This window comes from Burkholderia sp. KL41 (assembly GCF_057005415.2).
This window is the reverse complement of the sequence record NZ_CM189268.1, coordinates 1,207,928-1,226,188: the sequence shown is the minus strand read 5'-3', so window position 1 is coordinate 1,226,188 and position 18,261 is coordinate 1,207,928. Positions and strand designations below refer to the sequence as shown.

Sequence of the window (18,261 nt, the reverse complement as noted above, 5' to 3'; positions counted from 1 at the left end):
CTTGTTCGCACCGTCCGACCAGTATGTGGTCGGACGGGCCGCGGCGCAATGTCGTGCCGGCCCGGCGTCGCACCGGGTGTCACGTTGCATCGCACCGGAAAGCCGACGAGATCGCGCGCAAACAAACGGCACCGGGATCGTGCCGTGGCAGGAAAACCCACTGCACGCGCGCAGGATGAATAGAAATAACCTCTTCAATGAGAAGAAAAACTGTTCTTTCAAATCGCTTTTTGATGATCGACAGTTTGTCGACCGGACAACTGCGGCGATTCACGGCGGTCATGGGCATCGGTTGCGCCCGCTGGCGTCTTTCGTCGGGTCGAGTTCAGGCGGAGAACAACGCACAAACGCCTGGTCGTCAAAACGGAGTCTTGAATGAACCCAACTTCAGCAGAAAACCATCAGCACGCGGACTGGAGACGTCTCGCGGCGCAAGTCGAGCCGAGAACGCTCGCGCATCTCGGTGGCCGCAGCGTGCCGGCCCGAAGCGGCCGGACGTTTGCCGCAATCAATCCGGCTACCGAGGCCGTCATCGCGGAAGTTGCGTCGTGCGATACCGCGGACGTCGACGATGCGGTGCGGGCCGCGCGTCACGCGTTCGAATCCGGCGTCTGGTCGCGCTGCGCACCGGCGGAGCGCAAGCGTGTGCTCTGCCGGCTCGGCGAACTCGTCGCATCGCACGGTGCGGAGCTCGCACTGCTCGACTCGCTCAACATGGGCAAGCGCGTGGCGGACGCGTTCAGCATCGACGTGCCGGCTGCAGGAGGGCTGTTCAGCTGGTACGGCGAAGCCGTCGACAAGTTGCACGGCGAAGTTGCGTCGACCGACCCCGGCAACCTCGCGGTCGTCACGCGCGAACCGCTCGGCGTTGTCGGCGCGGTGGTGCCGTGGAATTTCCCGCTCGACATGGTCGCGTGGAAAGTGGCGCCGGCGCTGGCGGCCGGCAACAGCGTCGTGCTGAAGCCGGCGGAACAATCGCCGCTGTCCGCATTGCGTCTCGCCGAGCTGGCGCTCGAGGCCGGCCTGCCGCCGGGTGTGCTGAACGTCGTGCCGGGCTATGGCGAAACCGCGGGGCGGGCGCTCGGGCTGCATCCCGACGTCGACGTGCTCGCATTCACGGGCTCGACGGCCGTCGGCAAGAAATTCCTCGAGTACGCCGCTCAGTCGAACATGAAGCAGGTGTGGCTCGAGTGCGGCGGCAAGAGCCCGAACCTGGTCTTCGACGATACGGACGATCTCGATCTTGCCGCACGCAAGGCGTGCTTCGGCATCTTCTTCAACCAGGGCGAGGTGTGTTCCGCGAACTCGCGGCTGCTGGTCCAGCGTTCGATTCACGATGCGTTCGTCGACCGCCTGATTGCGCATGCCGCCGCGTTCATGCCGGGCGATCCCCTCGATCCGGCGAGCGGTATGGGGGCCATCGTCGACGAGCCGCAGCATCGGCGCGTGCGCGAGTGGATCGCACGCGGCCGCGACAGCGCGACGCTCGCGATCGGCGGAGGCGCGCCGCGTGTCGACGGCAAGGGCTACTTCATCGAGCCGACGATCTTCATCGACGTGAAGCCTGACGACGCCATCGCGCGTGAGGAGATCTTCGGGCCGGTGTTGTCGGTGATGGCATTCGACACCGAGGACGAGGCCATCCGGCTCGCGAACGACTCGATCTATGGCCTTGCCGCGTCGGTCTGGACCGGCAGCCTGTCACGCGCACACCGTGTGTCGGGCCGGCTGCGCGCCGGCACGGTGTCGGTCAACACGGTCGATGCGCTGAGCGCGCAGACGCCGTTCGGCGGGTTCCGCCAGTCGGGCTTCGGCCGCGATCTCTCGCTGCATGCGATCGACAAGTACACGGGCCTCAAGACGACCTGGATCAGTTACTGATTCGCGACGCGGCGGGTCGCAAGCGGCCGCGCCGCGCAACACGACAACGCTTTAATCCACACAACGAACCGGAGACTCGCCCATGAACGCGCCCAACTTTCCGCATCGTACGACGCAGGACTATCAACGCAGCGACGCCGCGCATCACTTGCATGCGTTCGTCGACCAGAAGGCGCTGAACGAGGAAGGCGCGCGCGTGATGGTACGCGGCGAAGGTGTCCATCTATGGGACAACGACGGCAACCGCTACCTGGACGGCATGTCCGGGCTCTGGTGCACCAACGTCGGCTATGGTCGGCCGGAGCTGATCGACGCCGCCGCGCGGCAGATGAAGGAACTGTCCTACTACAACATGTTCTTTCACACCACGCACCCGTCGGTGATCGAACTGTCGGAGCGTCTGTTCGCGCTGCTCGGCAATCGCTTCAGTCACGTGGTGTATACCAATTCGGGTTCCGAATCGAATGAGGTGCTGATTCGCACCGTAAGACGGTTCTGGGACATGATGGGCAAGCCCGCGAAGAAGGTGCTGATCGGCCGCGTGAACGGCTATCACGGGTCGACGGTGGGCAGCGCGTCGCTGGGCGGCATGGCATTCATGCACGAAATGGGCGACCTGCCGATTCCGAACATCACGCACGTGGACGAACCGTACTGGTACGCGAATGGCGGCGACCTGAGCCCCGAGGCATTCGGCAAACAGGCGGCGCTGTCGCTTGAGCGCAAGATTCTCGAGATCGGCGCGGACCGCGTCGCCGCGTTCGTCGCGGAGCCGTTCCAGGGGGCGGGCGGGATGATCTTTCCGCCGGACGGCTACTGGCAGGAGATCGAGCGCATCTGCCGTCAATACGACGTGCTGCTCTGCGCGGACGAAGTGATCGGCGGCTTCGGTCGCACCGGCGAGTGGTTCGCGCACCGCCATTTCGGCTTCGAACCTGACCTGATCTGCATGGCCAAGGGGCTGACCTCGGGTTACGTGCCGATGGGCGGGCTGATCATGAGCCGGCGCGTGGGCAATGCGCTGGTCGACAAGGGCGGCGTCTATGCGCACGGGCTGACCTATTCGGGGCACCAGGTCGCGGCCGCCGTCGCGCTGGCCAACCTCGACGTGCTCGAGCGCGAAGGCCTCATCGAACGGACGAAGACGGACACGGGGCCGTATCTGCAGAAGGCGCTGCGCGATGCGTTCGACGGCCATCCGCTCGTCGGCGAGATCCAGGGCGTGGGCGCGGTCGGCGCGATCCAGTTCGCGAAGAACAAGGCGACACGCGAGCGCTTTGCGAACGAGGCAGACCTGACCTGGCACAGCCGGACGGTCGGGTTCGAACTCGGTGCGATCGTGCGTTCGACGAATGGCCGCCTGATCGTTGCGCCGCCGCTGGTGATCGATCACGCGCAAATCGATGAACTGGTCGACACGATGCGCAAGGCCGTGGATGCCACCGCGCGGGAAGTGCTCGGGATCGACTGCTGACCGCCGAGCGACGCGCTTCCGTCCGGCAACAGATGGCCGGAAGCGCACCGAACCACGGGTTACGCTCCGGAGGCGAGGCGGATTCACGCATCCACAGGAGCGGCTGGCCGACACGTTGAGAATGAAGTGCCGCAGGCGGCAGTCATGTAACGCGATGCGTTATCGACCGCCTATTGATCAGGAATGCAAATGAGAAGAAAGCGTTCATTGCAGGACCCGCGCTTCACGTGCGCCAGGCATTCCGGGTCGCCCTCCAGCCGCCGAACCCGCGAACACCACAACATAAACAAGGAGACGAAATGAGTCAGGGCGAGTCCATTGCTCATCTCGAGGAAAGCACCATCCAGCCGATTCCGCTGACCGAGCGCCACGGCAGCGCGAAGGACCTGTTCACGATCTGGTTCGGATCGAACATCATGATGCTGACGATCGTCACCGGGTCGCTCGCGACCACGGTGTTCAAGCAGCCGTTCTGGTGGGCGGCGCTCGCCACGCTCGTCGGCAGCCTGATCGGCGCGGTCTTCATGGCGCTGCATTCCGCGCAGGGGCCGCAGCTTGGCGTGCCGCAGATGATCCAGACCCGCGGGCAGTTCGGGTCGTTCGGCGCGCTGCTCGTGGTCGGGCTGGTCGTCGTGATGTACGTCGGCTTCTTCGCATCGAACTGTGTGTTCGGCGGGCAGGCGCTGCACAGCCTCGGCGCCGGCATTCCGCTCGATGCGGGCGTCGTGGCGATCGGCCTGATCAGCCTGCTCGGGTCGATCTATGGCTACAAGCTGATCCACGCGTATGCGCGGCTGCTGAGCTGGTGCTCGGGCAGCGTACTCGTGCTGGCGTTCGCATGGATCATTTTCGTGCATGGATTGCCCGCCGATACCTTCTCGAAGCATTCGCTGAACCTGTCCGGCTTCCTCGGCGCGATGTCGGTCGCCGCGCTGTGGCAGATCGCTTATGCGCCTTACGTGTCGGACTATTCGCGCTACCTGCCGCCGGATACCGGGCCGCGCACGGCGTTCTGGTCGAGTTACTGGGGCTGCGTGCTCGGCTCGTTCTTCCCGATGCTGCTCGGCTGCCTAGTGGGCCTTGCGACGCCCGACGGCAATGTCGTGAGCGGCCTCACGGGCCTCACGCAAGGGATCAGCGTACTCGTGATCGTCGTGCTGTCGTTCGGCATCGCGGCCAGCAATGCGATGGAGCTGTATTGCGGCGCGCTGTCGGCCATCACGGTGCTGCAGACGCTCTTTCCGTCGTGGTCGGGCAAGGCGCGTGCGCGGGCGATCACCGCGATCGTCCTGTGCGCGATTGCGCTCGCGATCGCATTGTTCGGGCAGGACAATTTCCTCGCCGGCTACACGAACTTCATCCTGCTGCTGCTGTACGTGCTCGTGCCGTGGACCGCGATCAACCTCGTCGACTACTACCTCGTCTGTCACGGCGAGTACGACGTCGATTCGTTCTTCCGGCAGGACGGCGGCATCTACGGACGCTTCAACACGATCGCCGTCGGCTCGTATTTCATCGGCATCGTCGCGCAGGCACCGTTCATGGCGACCGATCTCCATACCGGCGAACTGGCGAGCCGGCTCGGCGGTGCGGACGTGTCGTGGATCATCGGTTTGTCGCTGACGTCGCTCGTCTACTACGCAGGCTGCAAGCTGTTCTCGCGGCCGCTGCGGGATATCGCCAGCGTCGACGGCGTTTCCCGCTGAGTGCGCGTCACGTCACGGCCTGAATGTCCGCAGGCGCTCGGCGTGGGCTTCGAGCCCGTCGAGGCCGAGATGGTGGCGGAGCTTGCCGGCGCGGACCCGGGCGATGTCGGTCTCGAGTTCGTGCAGCAGCGTCGTGATCGCCGAACGGCAGGCCGACGCCGCATCGACGCCTCGGGCCGACAGTGCGGCGCCGATCAGGCGCGCGCTGTCGGTGCCGCCGGCGGCGACGCAGCGCGCCATCGCGTCGGCATCCGGCTGCACGCCGGCGTCGAGCAGCGCGCGAATCAGTGCGGGCGGCACGGTGCCGGACACGGACTCCAGCGAATCCGGCGCGACCGGTGCGCCGGATTCGAGCAATGCACTCGCGGCGGCAAATTTCTGTCGCCGCAGCGCATAGTCGGTCGGGCTCGAGCTGCCGGCGAGTGCCGCGCCGAGATTCGCGATGAGCGGTACCAGTTGCACGGTGAGCGCGTCGTCGTCGTGGTCGATCGCATGTCGCAACGCGTGGCGCGCGAGCGCCGGTTGGGCGGCGAGCGTGCCGTCGGCGAGCGGTGTGCGCCAGTCGATCACGGCCCGGCAATAGAACGCGATCACCTTGTCACCCAGCGATGCCGACAGGCCATGCTCGGCCTGGCGTGCGTCGATATAGTCGAGCAACGTCGCGCCGGTGCCGTTTTCGCCGCCGGGTTCCAGCGGGTCCGCATTGAGCTGCAGGGCGCCGAATGCCGCGTACAGGTCCGGCGCGACCGTCGCGAGGCCGTCCTCGTGCATCGCGCCGCGCCACGCGGGCGGCAGCCCCTGTTTCCACGCGAGCACGTGGCCGCGATCCTTCGCGTCGGGGTCCGTCACGATGTAGATGCGGTCGCAGTACTCGAATCCGCCGAACGGCAACACGTCGAGCCTGCCGCTCCACGGGCGTGAATGCTCGTCGGCGGCTTCCTCGGCCAGTTCGAGTTCGTGGTCGATCCAGCCATCCAGATCGCGGTAGCCGTTGCTGCCGTTGTAGAACAGCTCCCCCCAGCCGATGGCTTCGATGTGTCCGTTCATCTCCAGCGTCAGGTCGTAGTCGAGGCTGCCGCCGGCCGTCGTGCGCCACAGCTCGAGCAGTGCGGGCGGAAGGTCGCCGTGACAGCGGGCCTGCACGGCCGCGATCTGGTCGGCCGGCATCGGCGGCTGAGCGTCGAAGATCACGCGGTCGGCAAACAGCACGATGCCGTGCGCGCGCAGGTCGGCCAGTTCAGTGTCGGAAAAGTCGGTGGCTTGCATCGGAGCGGGAGCGGTAGTGGTGGGTCGTGTCTTCGCCGTCGCTTGCCGACAACCTTCGACAACGAACGGCAGCCGGCTGGTCGCATCGTATCAGCGTCGAGTGAGTGTTTCCATGTCGGCCCTGCACGCCAGTCGACGGCCGCCTGCCGCATCATCCGCTCGCACTTCCCGGTTCCGCCTCGGCCGCATGCACGTCCCGACGGAACGCACCGGGGCTCGTACCCGTCCATTTCCGGAACGCGCGATGAAACGCGCTCGGCTCGGTGAAGCCGAGCTCGACCGCGATCTCCGCGACGCTGAGCGTGTGCCCGCGCAGCAGCGACTGGGCGAGCGCGCCGCGCAACTCGTCCTTGATTGCCGCGAAGCTTTGTCCTTCGCTGCGCAGACGCCGCCGCAGCGTCGCGGGCGTCGTGCCGACGCGCACGGCCAGCGTATCGAAATCGGGCCACTCGGCGGCCGGCAGCGTCTTCAGCTGCGCGCGCGTTTTCGCGACCCAGCCCGTATCGTGCCGGTAGCGCACGAGCAGGTTGCCGGGCGCGCCGCGCAGGAAGGTCTTCAGCGCCTGCTCGGAGCGGATCGTCGGCAGCGCGAGGTAGGCGGCGTTGAATGCGAGCCGGCTGTCGGGCCGGTCGAAATGCACGGGCACGCCGAAGAACTGGTGATAGTCGCTGCGCTGGTCGGGGCTCGGGCACGCGAAGTCGATGCGTTGCAGCGGGATGCGCCGGCCGATCAGCCAGCATGCGACGCCGAGGAGCATCAGCCAGAACGTCCGGTATGCGAACGCCGGGTAGGGCGTGCCCGTCTGCGTCAGCACGATCTGCGCCTGCCCGTCGGCCACGACGAGCTCGCCGTGCGGCTCGTCCAGCACCACGCGCAGGAACTGCAGCGCGCGCCGCAGCGCCTTGTCGAGCGTGCCGGCGTGCAGCACCGCGTGGCACAGCAGCGTGAAGCTGCCGTGCCGCATCGGGCGCGCGGCGAGCCCGAAGAATTCGTCGTCGAGGGTGCCGGCGATCGCAAGCCACAGCCTGCCGTACTGCTGCGGCGTGACGGGCTCGCGCACGGCGGCCGGCAGGCCGGCGGCGCGCAGCACGGGCGCCGTCGCGATGCGTTGCCGGCGCAGGCACGCGAGCGCGTCGTCGACGAAATCCGGCGAAATCATCTGCGGCCCCATTTTCCTGCATCCTCCCGACATGGCAAAAGCGATCACGATTCTAGATTCTGTTTGTCATTGATTGCAATGTGCGGGCTGTCTACTATCGAGCTATCCCCGTCGCGCCCCTGGCTCGCCGGGGGCCATAACGCACAGGAGACACGCATGCCTGATGGAGCTACCGCCCGGGCGGTGCCGGCCTACGCCGACGCCGTGGCCCGATTCAGTATCGAGACCGCCGCGCAGCAATTGCATGGTGACCTGGAGCGCGGCCTGAACGCGTGCGTGGAATGCTGCGACCGGCACGCGTCCGCGGACGCGATCGCGCTCGACTGGATCGACGCCGGCGGGCAGCACCGCCGCTACACGTTTGCGCAGATGAAGGCGCTGTCGGCACGCGTCGCGAACCTGCTGGTCGCGCAGGGCGTGAAGCCGGGCGACGTGGTGGCCGGCCTGTTGCCGCGCACGCCCGAACTCGTCGCGACGATCCTCGGCACGTGGCGCGCGGGCGCCGTCTACCAGCCGCTGTTCACCGCGTTCGGCCCGAAGGCGATCGAGCACCGGCTGCGCATGAGCGACGCGCGCCTGGTCGTGACCAACGTCGCGAATCGCGCGAAGCTCGACGAGATCGCCGCTTGCCCGACCGTTGCGACGGTGCGCGACCCGGGCGAGACGCTGCCGGAAAGCGACATCGATTTCCGTGCGGCGCTCGATGCGCAGTCCGACTCGTTCGAACCGGTGCTGCGCAAGGGGGCGGACCTGTTCATGATGATGTCGACGTCGGGCACGACGGGTTTGCCGAAGGGCGTGCCGGTGCCGCTGCGCGCGCTGCTCGCGTTCAGCGCGTACATGCGCGAAGCGGTCGACCTGCGGGCGGGCGACCGGTTCTGGAACATCGCCGATCCGGGCTGGGCATACGGGCTCTATTACGCGATCACGGGCCCGCTGATGCTCGGCCACGCGACGACGCTCTACGAGGGCAGCTTCACGGTCGACAGCACGTACGACGTGATCGAACGGCTCGGGATCACGAGCCTCGCCGGCTCGCCGACTGCGTTCCGGATGCTGATGGCGGCCGGGACGGAAGCGGCGGCGCGGCTGAAGGGCAAGCTGCGCGTGGTCAGCAGTGCGGGCGAGCCGTTGAATCCGGAAGTCGTGCGCTCGTTCGACGCGGCGCTCGGCGCGCCGATCTACGATCACTACGGCCAGACTGAACTCGGGATGGTCGTGAACAACCACCACGGCCTCGCGCATGCCGTCCACGCCGGTTCGGCCGGCTTCGCGATGCCCGGCTACCGCGTCGCGGTGCTCGACGAAGCGAGCCGCGAACTCGGCCCCGGCGAGCCCGGCAACCTCGCGATCGACATCGCGCGCTCGCCGCTGCTGTGGTTCCACGGCTACTGGCAACAGGACACGCCGGCGATCGCGGGCGGCTATTACCGGACCGGCGACAACGTCGAGCTGGAGCCGGACGGCACCGTGAGCTTCATCGGCCGCGCGGACGACGTGATCACGTCGTCCGGCTACCGGATCGGCCCGTTCGACGTGGAAAGCGCGCTGATCGAGCATCCGGCCGTGAGCGAGGCCGCCGTCATCGGCGTGCCCGATGCGGAGCGCACGGAGATCGTCAAGGCGTTCGTCGTGCTGTCGAACGACTTCGACGGCACGCCGGCACTGGCCGAGGAACTGAGCCAGCACGTGAAGCGGCGGCTGTCCGCTCACGCCTATCCCCGCGCGATCGACTTCGTCGATGCGCTGCCTAAAACCCCGAGCGGCAAGATCCAGCGCTTCGTGTTGCGCAAGATGGAAGCCGACAAGGTCGCTCAACCCTGAACACACACTGTACGGATTGCGAATGAATATCAAGGATCGCGTTTTTCTGATCACGGGCGCCGGGTCGGGCCTCGGCGCCGCGGTGGCGCGCATGGTGGTCGCGGAAGGCGGCAAGGCCGTGCTGCTGGACGTCAACGAAGAGGCCGGTGCGGGCCTCGCGCACGCACTTGGCGAGGCTGCACGCTTCGTGAAGACCGACGTGACGAGCGAAGCCGACGGCCAGGCGGCCGTCGCCGCCGCGCGTGACGCGTTCGGCCGCATCGACGCGCTCGTCAACTGCGCGGGCGTCGCGCCGGGCGAGAAGGTGGTGGGCCGCGAGGGTCCGCATTCGCTCGACCGCTTCGCGCGCGCGGTGTCGATCAATCTGGTCGGTACGTTCAACATGATCCGGCTGGCCGCCGAAGCGATGTCGAAGCAGGACGCCGATGCGGAAGGCGAGCGCGGCGTGATCGTCAACACCGCATCGGTCGCGGCGTTCGACGGGCAGATCGGGCAGGCTGCGTATGCGGCATCGAAGAGCGGTGTCGTGGGCATGACGCTGCCGATCGCGCGCGAGCTTGCGCGGTTCGGCATTCGCGTGGTGACGGTCGCGCCGGGCATCTTCGCGACGCCGATGATGGCCGGCATGCCGCAGGACGTGCAGGACGCGCTCGGCAAGAGCGTGCCGTTCCCGCCGCGGCTCGGCCGCCCGGAAGAATTTGCGGCGCTGGTGCGCCACATCGCCGAAAACACGATGCTGAACGGCGAAGTCATCCGTCTCGATGGCGCGTTGCGCATGGCACCGCGCTGACACTGGAGGAAGCGAATCATGACGACTCAGGATCCGATCGTAATCGTTGGCACGGCGCGTACGCCGATGGGTGGTTTTCAGGGCGACCTGGCGGCAGCCAGCGCGAGCGACCTCGGCGCGGTGGCGATTCGCGCGGCGCTCGAGCGCGCGAACGTGCCGGCCGAGCGTATCGATGAAATCGTGTTCGGCTGCGTGCTGCCGGCGGGCCAGGGCCAGGCACCGGCGCGGCAGGCCGCGCTGAAGGCCGGACTGCCGCTCGGGGCAGGCGCGACCACGGTCAACAAGATGTGCGGCTCGGGGATGAAGGCCGCGATGTTCGCGCACGACCTGTTGCTGGCGGGCTCGGCGGGTGTCGCCGTCGCGGGCGGGATGGAGAGCATGACGAACGCGCCGTATCTGCTGCCGAAGGCGCGCGCGGGGATGCGGATGGGCCACGGGCAGGTGCTCGATCACATGTTCCTCGACGGGCTCGAGGACGCGTACGAGAAGGGCCGCCTGATGGGCACGTTCGCGGAGGATTGTGCGCAGGCGTACCAGTTCACGCGCGATGCACAGGATGCGTTCGCGATCGCGTCGCTGACGCGCGCGCAACGCGCGATCGCCGAAGGGCATTTCGTGTCGGAGATCGCGCCGGTGACCGTGAAGGCCGGCAAGTCCGAAACCGTCGTGTCGATCGACGAACAGCCGGGCAAGGCGAAACTCGACAAGATCCCGACGCTGAAGCCGGCGTTCCGCGACGGCGGCACGGTGACGGCCGCCAATGCGTCGTCGATCTCGGACGGCGCGGCCGCGCTCGTGATGATGCGCCGCTCGGAAGCCGAGCGCCTGGGCCTCACGCCGAAGGCCGTGATCGTCGGGCATTCGACCTACGCGGACAAGCCGGGCCTGTTCGCGACCGCGCCGATCGGCGCACTGCGCAAGCTTTCCGAGAAAACCGGCTGGAACCTGCGCGACGTCGACCTGTTCGAGATCAACGAAGCGTTCGCGGTGGTACCGATGGCCGCGATGCGCGATCTCGACCTGCCGCACGAGAAGGTCAACGTGCACGGCGGCGCGTGCGCGCTCGGCCATCCGATCGGTGCGTCGGGTGCGCGCGTGATGGTGACGCTGCTGGCCGCGCTCGAGACGTATGGCCTGAAGCGCGGCATCGCATCGCTGTGCATCGGCGGCGGCGAGGCGACGGCCATCGCGATCGAGCGCGTCGCTTGACGCGTAGCACGCACGTAACGACGCACACGCGCGGTACGGCACGCTGACCGTATCGCGCTACGGGCGAAGGGCATCGCGCAGGCCGTCTCTGCGCGTTGACCTTCGCCCGCTTCGTTTTCAGTGAACGGCGATTCGCGTTGCGCTACGCCTTCGCGTGCGGCGATACCGCGCCGCATGCGCGAATCACGAGCTGCACGACCTGCTCGGTCGTCTCGGCGAACGCCTTCTGCGTGAACGCACGCTTGCCGCTCAGCGCGCGGATCTGCGCATCGAAATCCGCGTAGTGCTGCGTGGTCGCCCAGATCAGGTACATCAGCGCATGCGCGTCGATCGGCGCGAGCAGCCCGCGCGCGATCCAGCCGTCGATCACCTTCACGCGCGTGTCGAACCACGGCTTCACGCGTTGCGACAGGATGTCCTGCATGTGCTCCGCGCCATGGATGATCTCGTTGGCCCAGACCTTCGAGCCGAGCGGGCGCCGTCGCGACAGATCCATCTTCGCGCGCACGTAGCCGCCGATCGCTTCCACTGGATCGTCGCCAGCCTCGAATGTGCCGGCCGCGCGATGCCAGTCCTCGAACAGGTCGTCGAGCACGCGACGGTACAGCGCGAGCTTCGTCGGGAAGTAGTAATGCAGGTTCGCCTTCGGCAGGCCCGCGCGCTCCGCGATCATCGCGGTGCTCGCGCCGTCGAGCCCGCGCTCGGCGAACACGGCCTCCGCACACGCGAGCAGATGCGCTTCGTTGGACTCGCGAATGTGTGCCTTGCGTCGCCGCAAAGGCGCGGACGTTTCGTCGCTGTCGGTTGCTTCGGCTGCCGCCTCGTCATGTCTCATCGTTACCCTCGCGCGGCGGGCATGCCGCGTTGGGCTTCATTCTAGCCGCTGATCCGCGTCGAACGCACGCATGCGGAAACGGCGCATCCGCAGCGATGCTGCGTTGCGATGGCACGTTTCTCGCTCTATCGATCCACGAAAGAAAGACATTGCTTTGGTCATTTTGATCGTCTAAAACCTGTCCAATCGGACAGGATTCGACGAGCGGCGGAAGGCAGTTCCGGCGATTCGTCGGACGAACTTCGCGCACGACCGGGACATGCACCGCGCATGGGCGGGATTGCCCCGAAACAGGTATTGCACGCACCGGCACAGACCGGGCTGACGACATCACCGACCCCACAGGAGCGATACGAATGAACGCGGTATCGGAAACAGTGAAGCGGGCAGCTTTCGACACGTCGATCAAGGTCGACGGCAAGCGGTTGTGGGACAGCCTGATGGAAGTCGCGAAGATCGGTGCGACGCCGAAGGGCGGCGTGTGCCGCCTCGCGCTGACCGATCTCGACAAGGCCGGGCGCGACCTGATCGTGGGCTGGGCGAAGGCCGCCGGCTGCACGGTGACGGTCGATACGATGGGCAACGTGTTCATGCGCCGCGCGGGCCGCGTGGCCGATGCGGCGCCGGTCGTTACCGGCTCGCACGCGGATTCGCAGCCGACGGGCGGCCGCTTCGACGGCATCTACGGCGTGCTCGGCGGCCTCGAGGTGATTCGCAGTCTCAACGATCACGGCATCGAGACCGAGCATCCGGTCGAGGTCGTGATCTGGACCAACGAGGAAGGCTCGCGCTTCGCGCCCGCGATGGTCGCATCCGGCGTATTCGCGGGCGTCTTCCCGCTCGAATACGGGCTGTCACGCAAGGACGTGGACGGCAAGACGATCGGCGAGGAACTGGCGCGGATCGGCTACGCGGGCGACGTGCCGTGCGGCGGGCGCAAGCTGCACGCGGCGTTCGAGCTGCATATCGAGCAGGGGCCGATACTCGAAGCGGAGTGCAAGACGATCGGCGTCGTGACCGACGCGCAGGGGCAGCGCTGGTACGAGATCACGTTCACCGGCCAGGAAGCGCATGCGGGGCCGACGCCGATGCCGCGCCGGCGCGATGCGTTGCTCGGTGCGTCGCGCGTGGTCGATCTGGTCAACCGGATCGGCCTCGATCATGCGCCGTTCGGCTGCGCGACGGTCGGCATGATGCAGGTCTACCCGAACTCGCGCAACGTGATTCCCGGACGCGTGTTCTTCACCGTCGATTTCCGTCATCCGGACGACGCGGTGCTCGCGAAGATGGATGCTGCATTGCGCGACGGTGTGGCGCGCATCGCGGCCGACATCGGGCTCGAGACCCAGCTCGAGCAGATTTTCTATTACAAGCCGGTCGCGTTCGATTCCGCCTGCGTGGAAGCGGTGCGCGGTGCGGCCGACCGGTTCGGCTACTCGCATCGCGACATCGTGTCGGGCGCGGGGCACGATGCGTGCTATCTCGCCCAGGTCGCGCCGACGTCGATGGTGTTCGTGCCGTGTGTCGACGGCATCAGCCACAACGAGATCGAGGACGCGACGCCCGCATGGATCGAGGCCGGCGCGAACGTGCTGCTGCACGCGATGCTGTCGCGTGCATGCGAGCCGGCTTCATGACGCAAGGACCATAGCAGCCGGCAGGCTGCGTACCGCCTGACCGTAGCATTCCTGATAATGATGACCGCCCCGACTGTGCATTCGCAGCCGGCGGGGACGGCTTTGTCTCCACCCAGTCGAAGGAACGCGTATGACCACCAAGCCAACCGGCGATATCGCCGCGCATCGCCTGTCGTCCACGCAACTCTCGTGCGAATTCGCCGATATCGCGCCGCTGCTCGATCCGACCGCGGCAGCGGCCGCCGCCAGCCGCTGCCACTACTGCTACGACGCACCGTGCGTGCAGGCCTGTCCGACGCAGATCGACATCCCGAGCTTCATCCGCAAGATCGGCAACGGCAACCTGAAGGGCGCCGCGACCGACATCCTGTCGGCGAATCCGCTCGGCGGGATGTGCGCACGCGTGTGCCCGACCGAGATCCTGTGCGAAGGCGCATGCGTGCGCAATCATCAGGATGCGCAGCCCGTTGCGATCGGCGCGCTGCAGCGGCATGCGACCGACTGGGCGATGGCGACCGGCGCGGTGCGCTTCACGCGCGCACCCGACACGGGCCGCCACGTCGCGGTGGTCGGTGCGGGGCCGGCCGGGCTCGCGTGTGCGCACCGGCTCGCGCTCGCCGGGCATCGCGTCACGCTGTTCGACGCACGCCCGAAGGCCGGCGGTCTCAACGAATACGGGATCGCCGCGTACAAGACCGTCGACGATTTCGCGCAACGTGAAGTCGAGTGGCTGCTGTCGGTGGGCGGCATCACGCTGCAGACCGGCGTCGCGCTTGGCCGCGACATCACGCTGGACGCGCTGCGCGAGCAGCACGACGCGGTGTTTCTCGCGATGGGCCTCGCCGGCGTGCGCGCGCTCGCGATCGACGGCGAACAACTGGGCGGCGTGATGAACGCAGTCGACTTCATCGAGCAGGTACGGCAGGCCGACGCGCTGGAGAACGTGCCGGTCGGGCGGCGCGTGGTCGTGATCGGCGGCGGCAACACGGCCATCGATGCGGCGGTGCAAAGCCGCAAGCTCGGCGCCGATCGCGTGACGATGGTGTATCGACGTGGCGTGGACGCGATGAGCGCGACGTGGGCCGAGCGCGAATTCGCGCAGAAGAGCGGCGTCACGCTCGTCACGCACGCGAAACCCGTGCGCATGGCGGGCGCGAACGGGCAGGTGACGGGCGTCGAGTTCGAGGCGGCATCGGGCGAGCGTTTCACCGTCGACGCGGACATGGTGCTGAAGGCGATCGGCCAGACGCTGGTGCCGGACGATGGCGCAGCCGCGCTGCTGACCGCGGACGCCACGCGTATCGCGGTGGATGCGGACGGGCGCACCGCATGGCCAGACGTGTGGGCCGGCGGCGACTGCGCGGCGACGGGCGGCATCGACCTCACGGTGCAGGCCGTGCAGGACGGCAAGCGCGCGGCCGCGTCGATCGACGCGACGCTCGCGCAACGCGACGCGAAGGCCGCGTGAGCGCACCGCGCGCGTCGCATACCACCACCACGAGCACAACGAACACGACCCCACTCTCACGGAGCCGAACATGGCCGACCTTCGCTGCACCATCGCGGGCATCACTTCGCCGAATCCCTTCTGGCTGGCGTCCGCGCCGCCGACCGACAAGGCCTACAACGTGAACCGCGCGTTCGAGGCGGGCTGGGGCGGTGTCGTGTGGAAGACGCTCGGGCTCGATCCGCACGTCGTCAACGTCAGTTCGCGCTACGGCGCCGTGCAGTGGAACGGCCAGCGCATCGCGGGGCTGAACAACATCGAGCTGATCACCGACCGTCCGCTCGACGTGAACCTGAGAGAGATCGCGCAGGTGAAGCGCGACTGGCCGGAACGCGCGCTGATCGTGTCGCTGATGGTGCCGTGCAACGAGCGGGACTGGAAATGGATCTTGCCGCTCGTCGAGGATACGGGCGCCGACGCGGTCGAGCTGAACTTCGGCTGTCCGCACGGGATGAGCGAGCGCGGGATGGGCGCGGCGGTCGGGCAGGTGCCCGAATACGTGGAGATGGTCACGCGCTGGGTGAAGGAAGGCACGAAGCTGCCGTGCCTCGTGAAGCTCACGCCGAACATCAGCGATATCCGGATGGGGTCGCGCGCCGCGTACAAAGGCGGTGCGGACGGCGTGTCGCTGATCAACACGATCAACTCGATCGTCGCGGTCGATCTCGACCACATGGCGCCGATACCGACCGTGGACGGCAAGGGCACGCACGGCGGCTATTGCGGCCCGGCGGTCAAGCCGATCGCGCTGAACATGGTCGCGGAGATCGCGCGCGACCCGGAAACGCCGAACCTGCCGATCTCCGGCATCGGCGGCATCTCGTCGTGGCGCGACGCGGCCGAGTTCATGGTGCTCGGCGCCGGCAGCGTGCAGGTGTGCACCGCGGCGATGCATTATGGATTCCGGATCGTGTCGGACCTCGCCGACGGCCTGTCGAACTGGATGGACGAGAAGGGTTACGCGACGCTCGACGATATCCGCGGCCGTGCGGTGCCGAACGTGACCGACTGGAAATACCTGAACCTGAAGTACGACATCAAGGCGCGCATCGACCAGGACCGCTGCATCCAGTGCGGGCTGTGCCATATCGCGTGCGAGGACACGTCGCACCAGGCGATCACGGCGACGAAGGACGGCGTGCGTCACTTCGAAGTGGTGGACTCGGAATGCGTCGGGTGCAATCTTTGCATGCATGTGTGTCCGGTCGAGCAATGCATCACGATGGAGCGCGTCGATTCGGGCGACTACGCGAACTGGACCACGCATCCGAACAATCCGGCGAGCGCGGACGCGGGGGCGAGTGCAGGTGCGGTGGCACCCGAGAAGCACGCGAAGAAGGCTGCCTGACCGGCGTCCGGCGGCGCGGGAGAGCCCCGCACCGCCGCTTTTCGTTCCACCCGGGCCGGCATCGCATGGTGCCGGCGCCGACGTTTTCGCGGAGTGCGTTCAATGAATCACGCAGCGAATCCCGCCGATCCCGATGGCGCCGCGGCGCAGGGCGGCAGCCTGTACAACGACGACCTCGCGCCGACGACGCCGGCGCAGCGCACGTGGAAGTGGTATCACTTCGCGGCGCTCTGGGTCGGGATGGTGATGAACATTGCGTCGTACATGCTTGCGGCGGGGCTGATCCAGGAAGGCATGTCGCCGTGGCAGGCCGTGACGACGGTGTTGCTCGGCAACCTGATCGTGCTCGTGCCGATGCTGCTGATCGGTCATGCGGGCGCGAAGCACGGGATTCCATACGCGGTGCTCGTGCGCGCGTCGTTCGGCACGCAGGGCGCGAAGCTGCCGGCGCTGTTGCGCGCGATCGTCGCATGCGGCTGGTACGGGATCCAGACCTGGCTCGGCGGCAGTGCGATCTATACGCTGCTGAACATCCTGACCGGCAACGCGCTGCACGGTGCGGCGCTGCCGGTCGTCGGCATCGGGTTCGGGCAGCTCGCGTGCTTTCTCGTGTTCTGGGCGCTGCAGCTCTACTTCATCTGGCACGGCACCGATTCGATCCGCTGGCTCGAGAGCTGGTCCGCGCCGATCAAGGTCGTGATGTGCGTGGCGCTCGTGTGGTGGGCGACGTCGAAGGCGGGCGGCTTCGGCACGATGCTGTCGGCGCCGTCGCAGTTCGCGGCGGGCGGCAAGAAGGCCGGGCTGTTCTGGGCGACCTTCTGGCCGGGCCTGACCGCGATGGTCGGCTTCTGGGCGACGCTCGCGCTGAACATCCCCGATTTCACGCGCTTCGCGCATTCGCAGCGCGACCAGGTGATCGGCCAGTCGATCGGGCTGCCGTTGCCGATGGCGCTGCTGTCGGTGGTGTCGGTCGTCGTGACGTCCGCGACCGTCGTGATCTACGGCAACGCGATCTGGGATCCGATCGACCTGACGAGCCGGATGACGGGCATCGGCGTGGGCATTGCGCTCGTGATCCTCACGCTCGACACGATGTGCTGCAACCTCGCCGCGAATCTCGTCGGCCCGGCCTACGATTTCTCGAGCCTGTGGCCGAAGGCGATCTCGTACCGCACCGGCGGGATGATCACCGCGACCATCGCGATCGTGATGATGCCGTGGAAGATCCTCGCGACGACGGACGGTTACATCTTCACCTGGCTCGTCGGTTATTCGGCGCTGCTCGGGCCCGTGGCGGGGATCATGATGGTCGACTACTTCCTGATTCGCGGCACGCGGCTCGACACACGCGCGCTGTTCGACGAACGCGGCGGCTTCAGCTACGCGCGCGGCTGGAACCCGGCCGCGCTGGCCGCGCTCGCGGTCGGCGTGCTGCCGAACCTGCCCGGCTTCCTGCACACGGCATTTCCGGCGTCGTTCCCGAACGTGCCGGCGTTCTTCAACACGCTTTACACGTACGCGTGGTTCGTCGGCCTCGTGCTGGCGTCGGGCGTGTACGGCACCTGGATGAAGTGGCGCGCCGGACAGCGCGCGCAGATCGCGAGCGCATGACACGCGCGATGTGC

The 18,261-nt window shown here is 67.3% G+C and carries 14 protein-coding genes; 11 read left to right on the top strand and 3 right to left on the bottom strand.

Translation table 11 applies throughout. The features are described 5' to 3' along the window. Window position 1 precedes the first annotated feature (1 nt). The 4 genes from PQB87_RS39530 (at window position 2) to PQB87_RS39515 (ending at window position 5,061) form a co-directional block, all read left to right on the top strand. Window positions 2-379, top strand: a complete 378-nt coding sequence (locus PQB87_RS39530; protein ID WP_489244710.1) for a hypothetical protein — start codon at window positions 2-4, stop codon at window positions 377-379. Continuing rightward, window positions 376-1,881 (top strand): aldehyde dehydrogenase, encoded by a 1,506-nt coding sequence (locus PQB87_RS39525; protein ID WP_489244709.1) that lies wholly within the window; start codon window positions 376-378, stop codon window positions 1,879-1,881. The genes PQB87_RS39530 and PQB87_RS39525 overlap by 4 nt, the downstream gene beginning before the upstream one ends. Before the next feature lie 82 nt (window positions 1,882-1,963). Next, window positions 1,964-3,355 carry an aspartate aminotransferase family protein gene (locus tag PQB87_RS39520; RefSeq protein ID WP_489244707.1) on the top strand — a complete coding sequence of 464 codons (1,392 nt, stop codon included), beginning with the start codon at window positions 1,964-1,966 and terminating at the stop codon, window positions 3,353-3,355. Between the two features lie 299 nt (window positions 3,356-3,654). Then, a complete protein-coding gene (locus PQB87_RS39515) occupies window positions 3,655-5,061 on the top strand; it encodes a purine-cytosine permease family protein (protein WP_318828571.1) in 1,407 nt (468 codons plus the stop codon). A 12-nt stretch (window positions 5,062-5,073) separates the two neighbouring features. Here the strand turns inward: PQB87_RS39515 and PQB87_RS39510 are convergent, their stop codons facing one another. After that, window positions 5,074-6,327, bottom strand: a complete 1,254-nt coding sequence (locus tag PQB87_RS39510) for an SMI1/KNR4 family protein (RefSeq protein WP_489244705.1) — start codon at window positions 6,325-6,327, stop codon at window positions 5,074-5,076. A 151-nt stretch (window positions 6,328-6,478) separates the two neighbouring features. Then, complete coding sequence (locus PQB87_RS39505; protein WP_059685721.1) at window positions 6,479-7,498, bottom strand: AraC family transcriptional regulator; 1,020 nt, start codon at window positions 7,496-7,498, stop codon at window positions 6,479-6,481. Between the two features lie 144 nt (window positions 7,499-7,642). Between PQB87_RS39505 and PQB87_RS39500 the strand changes: the two genes are divergently transcribed. From PQB87_RS39500 to PQB87_RS39490, 3 genes are read left to right on the top strand one after another with little or no spacing between them, the layout of a single operon-like run. Then, window positions 7,643-9,310 carry an acyl-CoA synthetase gene (locus PQB87_RS39500; protein WP_489244703.1) on the top strand — a complete coding sequence of 556 codons (1,668 nt, stop codon included), beginning with the start codon at window positions 7,643-7,645 and terminating at the stop codon, window positions 9,308-9,310. Window positions 9,311-9,332: 22 nt separating this feature from the next. Beyond that, complete coding sequence (locus tag PQB87_RS39495; RefSeq protein ID WP_048029023.1) at window positions 9,333-10,100, top strand: 3-hydroxyacyl-CoA dehydrogenase; 768 nt, start codon at window positions 9,333-9,335, stop codon at window positions 10,098-10,100. Between the two features lie 18 nt (window positions 10,101-10,118). After that, the gene (locus tag PQB87_RS39490) at window positions 10,119-11,309 is read left to right on the top strand and encodes an acetyl-CoA C-acetyltransferase (protein WP_027792243.1); all 1,191 of its coding nucleotides are present in this window, start codon (window positions 10,119-10,121) and stop codon (window positions 11,307-11,309) included. Between the two features lie 142 nt (window positions 11,310-11,451). Here the strand turns inward: PQB87_RS39490 and PQB87_RS39485 are convergent, their stop codons facing one another. Beyond that, window positions 11,452-12,144, bottom strand: coding sequence for a TetR/AcrR family transcriptional regulator (locus PQB87_RS39485; RefSeq protein ID WP_059685726.1), 693 nt, complete (start codon window positions 12,142-12,144; stop codon window positions 11,452-11,454). A 356-nt stretch (window positions 12,145-12,500) separates the two neighbouring features. Here PQB87_RS39485 and PQB87_RS39480 point away from each other — a divergent pair, with 356 nt between their 5' ends. The 4 genes from PQB87_RS39480 (at window position 12,501) to PQB87_RS39465 (ending at window position 18,247) form a co-directional block, all read left to right on the top strand. Next, entirely contained in the window at window positions 12,501-13,781 is a 1,281-nt protein-coding gene (locus PQB87_RS39480; protein ID WP_021156778.1) for a Zn-dependent hydrolase, read from the top strand. A 130-nt stretch (window positions 13,782-13,911) separates the two neighbouring features. Continuing rightward, window positions 13,912-15,249, top strand: coding sequence for an NAD(P)-dependent oxidoreductase (locus tag PQB87_RS39475; RefSeq protein ID WP_489244700.1), 1,338 nt, complete (start codon window positions 13,912-13,914; stop codon window positions 15,247-15,249). A 70-nt stretch (window positions 15,250-15,319) separates the two neighbouring features. Next, window positions 15,320-16,636 carry an NAD-dependent dihydropyrimidine dehydrogenase subunit PreA gene (preA, locus tag PQB87_RS39470; protein WP_489244698.1) on the top strand — a complete coding sequence of 439 codons (1,317 nt, stop codon included), beginning with the start codon at window positions 15,320-15,322 and terminating at the stop codon, window positions 16,634-16,636. Between the two features lie 102 nt (window positions 16,637-16,738). Further along, window positions 16,739-18,247, top strand: a complete 1,509-nt coding sequence (locus PQB87_RS39465; protein WP_060154396.1) for an NCS1 family nucleobase:cation symporter-1 — start codon at window positions 16,739-16,741, stop codon at window positions 18,245-18,247. Window positions 18,248-18,261: the final 14 nt, after the last annotated feature.

Excerpts from the sequence above, each read along its gene's own strand:
- PQB87_RS39525 (WP_489244709.1), top strand. The coding sequence starts at position 376 with ATGAACCCAACTTCAGCAGAAAACCATCAGCACGCGGACTGGAGACGT.
- PQB87_RS39520 (WP_489244707.1), top strand. The coding sequence starts at position 1,964 with ATGAACGCGCCCAACTTTCCGCATCGTACGACGCAGGACTATCAACGC.
- PQB87_RS39515 (WP_318828571.1), top strand. The coding sequence starts at position 3,655 with ATGAGTCAGGGCGAGTCCATTGCTCATCTCGAGGAAAGCACCATCCAG.
- PQB87_RS39510 (WP_489244705.1), bottom strand. The coding sequence starts at position 6,327 with ATGCAAGCCACCGACTTTTCCGACACTGAACTGGCCGACCTGCGCGCG.
- PQB87_RS39505 (WP_059685721.1), bottom strand. The coding sequence starts at position 7,498 with ATGGGGCCGCAGATGATTTCGCCGGATTTCGTCGACGACGCGCTCGCG.
- PQB87_RS39500 (WP_489244703.1), top strand. The coding sequence starts at position 7,643 with ATGCCTGATGGAGCTACCGCCCGGGCGGTGCCGGCCTACGCCGACGCC.
- PQB87_RS39495 (WP_048029023.1), top strand. The coding sequence starts at position 9,333 with ATGAATATCAAGGATCGCGTTTTTCTGATCACGGGCGCCGGGTCGGGC.
- PQB87_RS39490 (WP_027792243.1), top strand. The coding sequence starts at position 10,119 with ATGACGACTCAGGATCCGATCGTAATCGTTGGCACGGCGCGTACGCCG.
- PQB87_RS39485 (WP_059685726.1), bottom strand. The coding sequence starts at position 12,144 with ATGAGACATGACGAGGCGGCAGCCGAAGCAACCGACAGCGACGAAACG.
- PQB87_RS39480 (WP_021156778.1), top strand. The coding sequence starts at position 12,501 with ATGAACGCGGTATCGGAAACAGTGAAGCGGGCAGCTTTCGACACGTCG.
- PQB87_RS39475 (WP_489244700.1), top strand. The coding sequence starts at position 13,912 with ATGACCACCAAGCCAACCGGCGATATCGCCGCGCATCGCCTGTCGTCC.
- preA (WP_489244698.1), top strand. The coding sequence starts at position 15,320 with ATGGCCGACCTTCGCTGCACCATCGCGGGCATCACTTCGCCGAATCCC.
- PQB87_RS39465 (WP_060154396.1), top strand. The coding sequence starts at position 16,739 with ATGAATCACGCAGCGAATCCCGCCGATCCCGATGGCGCCGCGGCGCAG.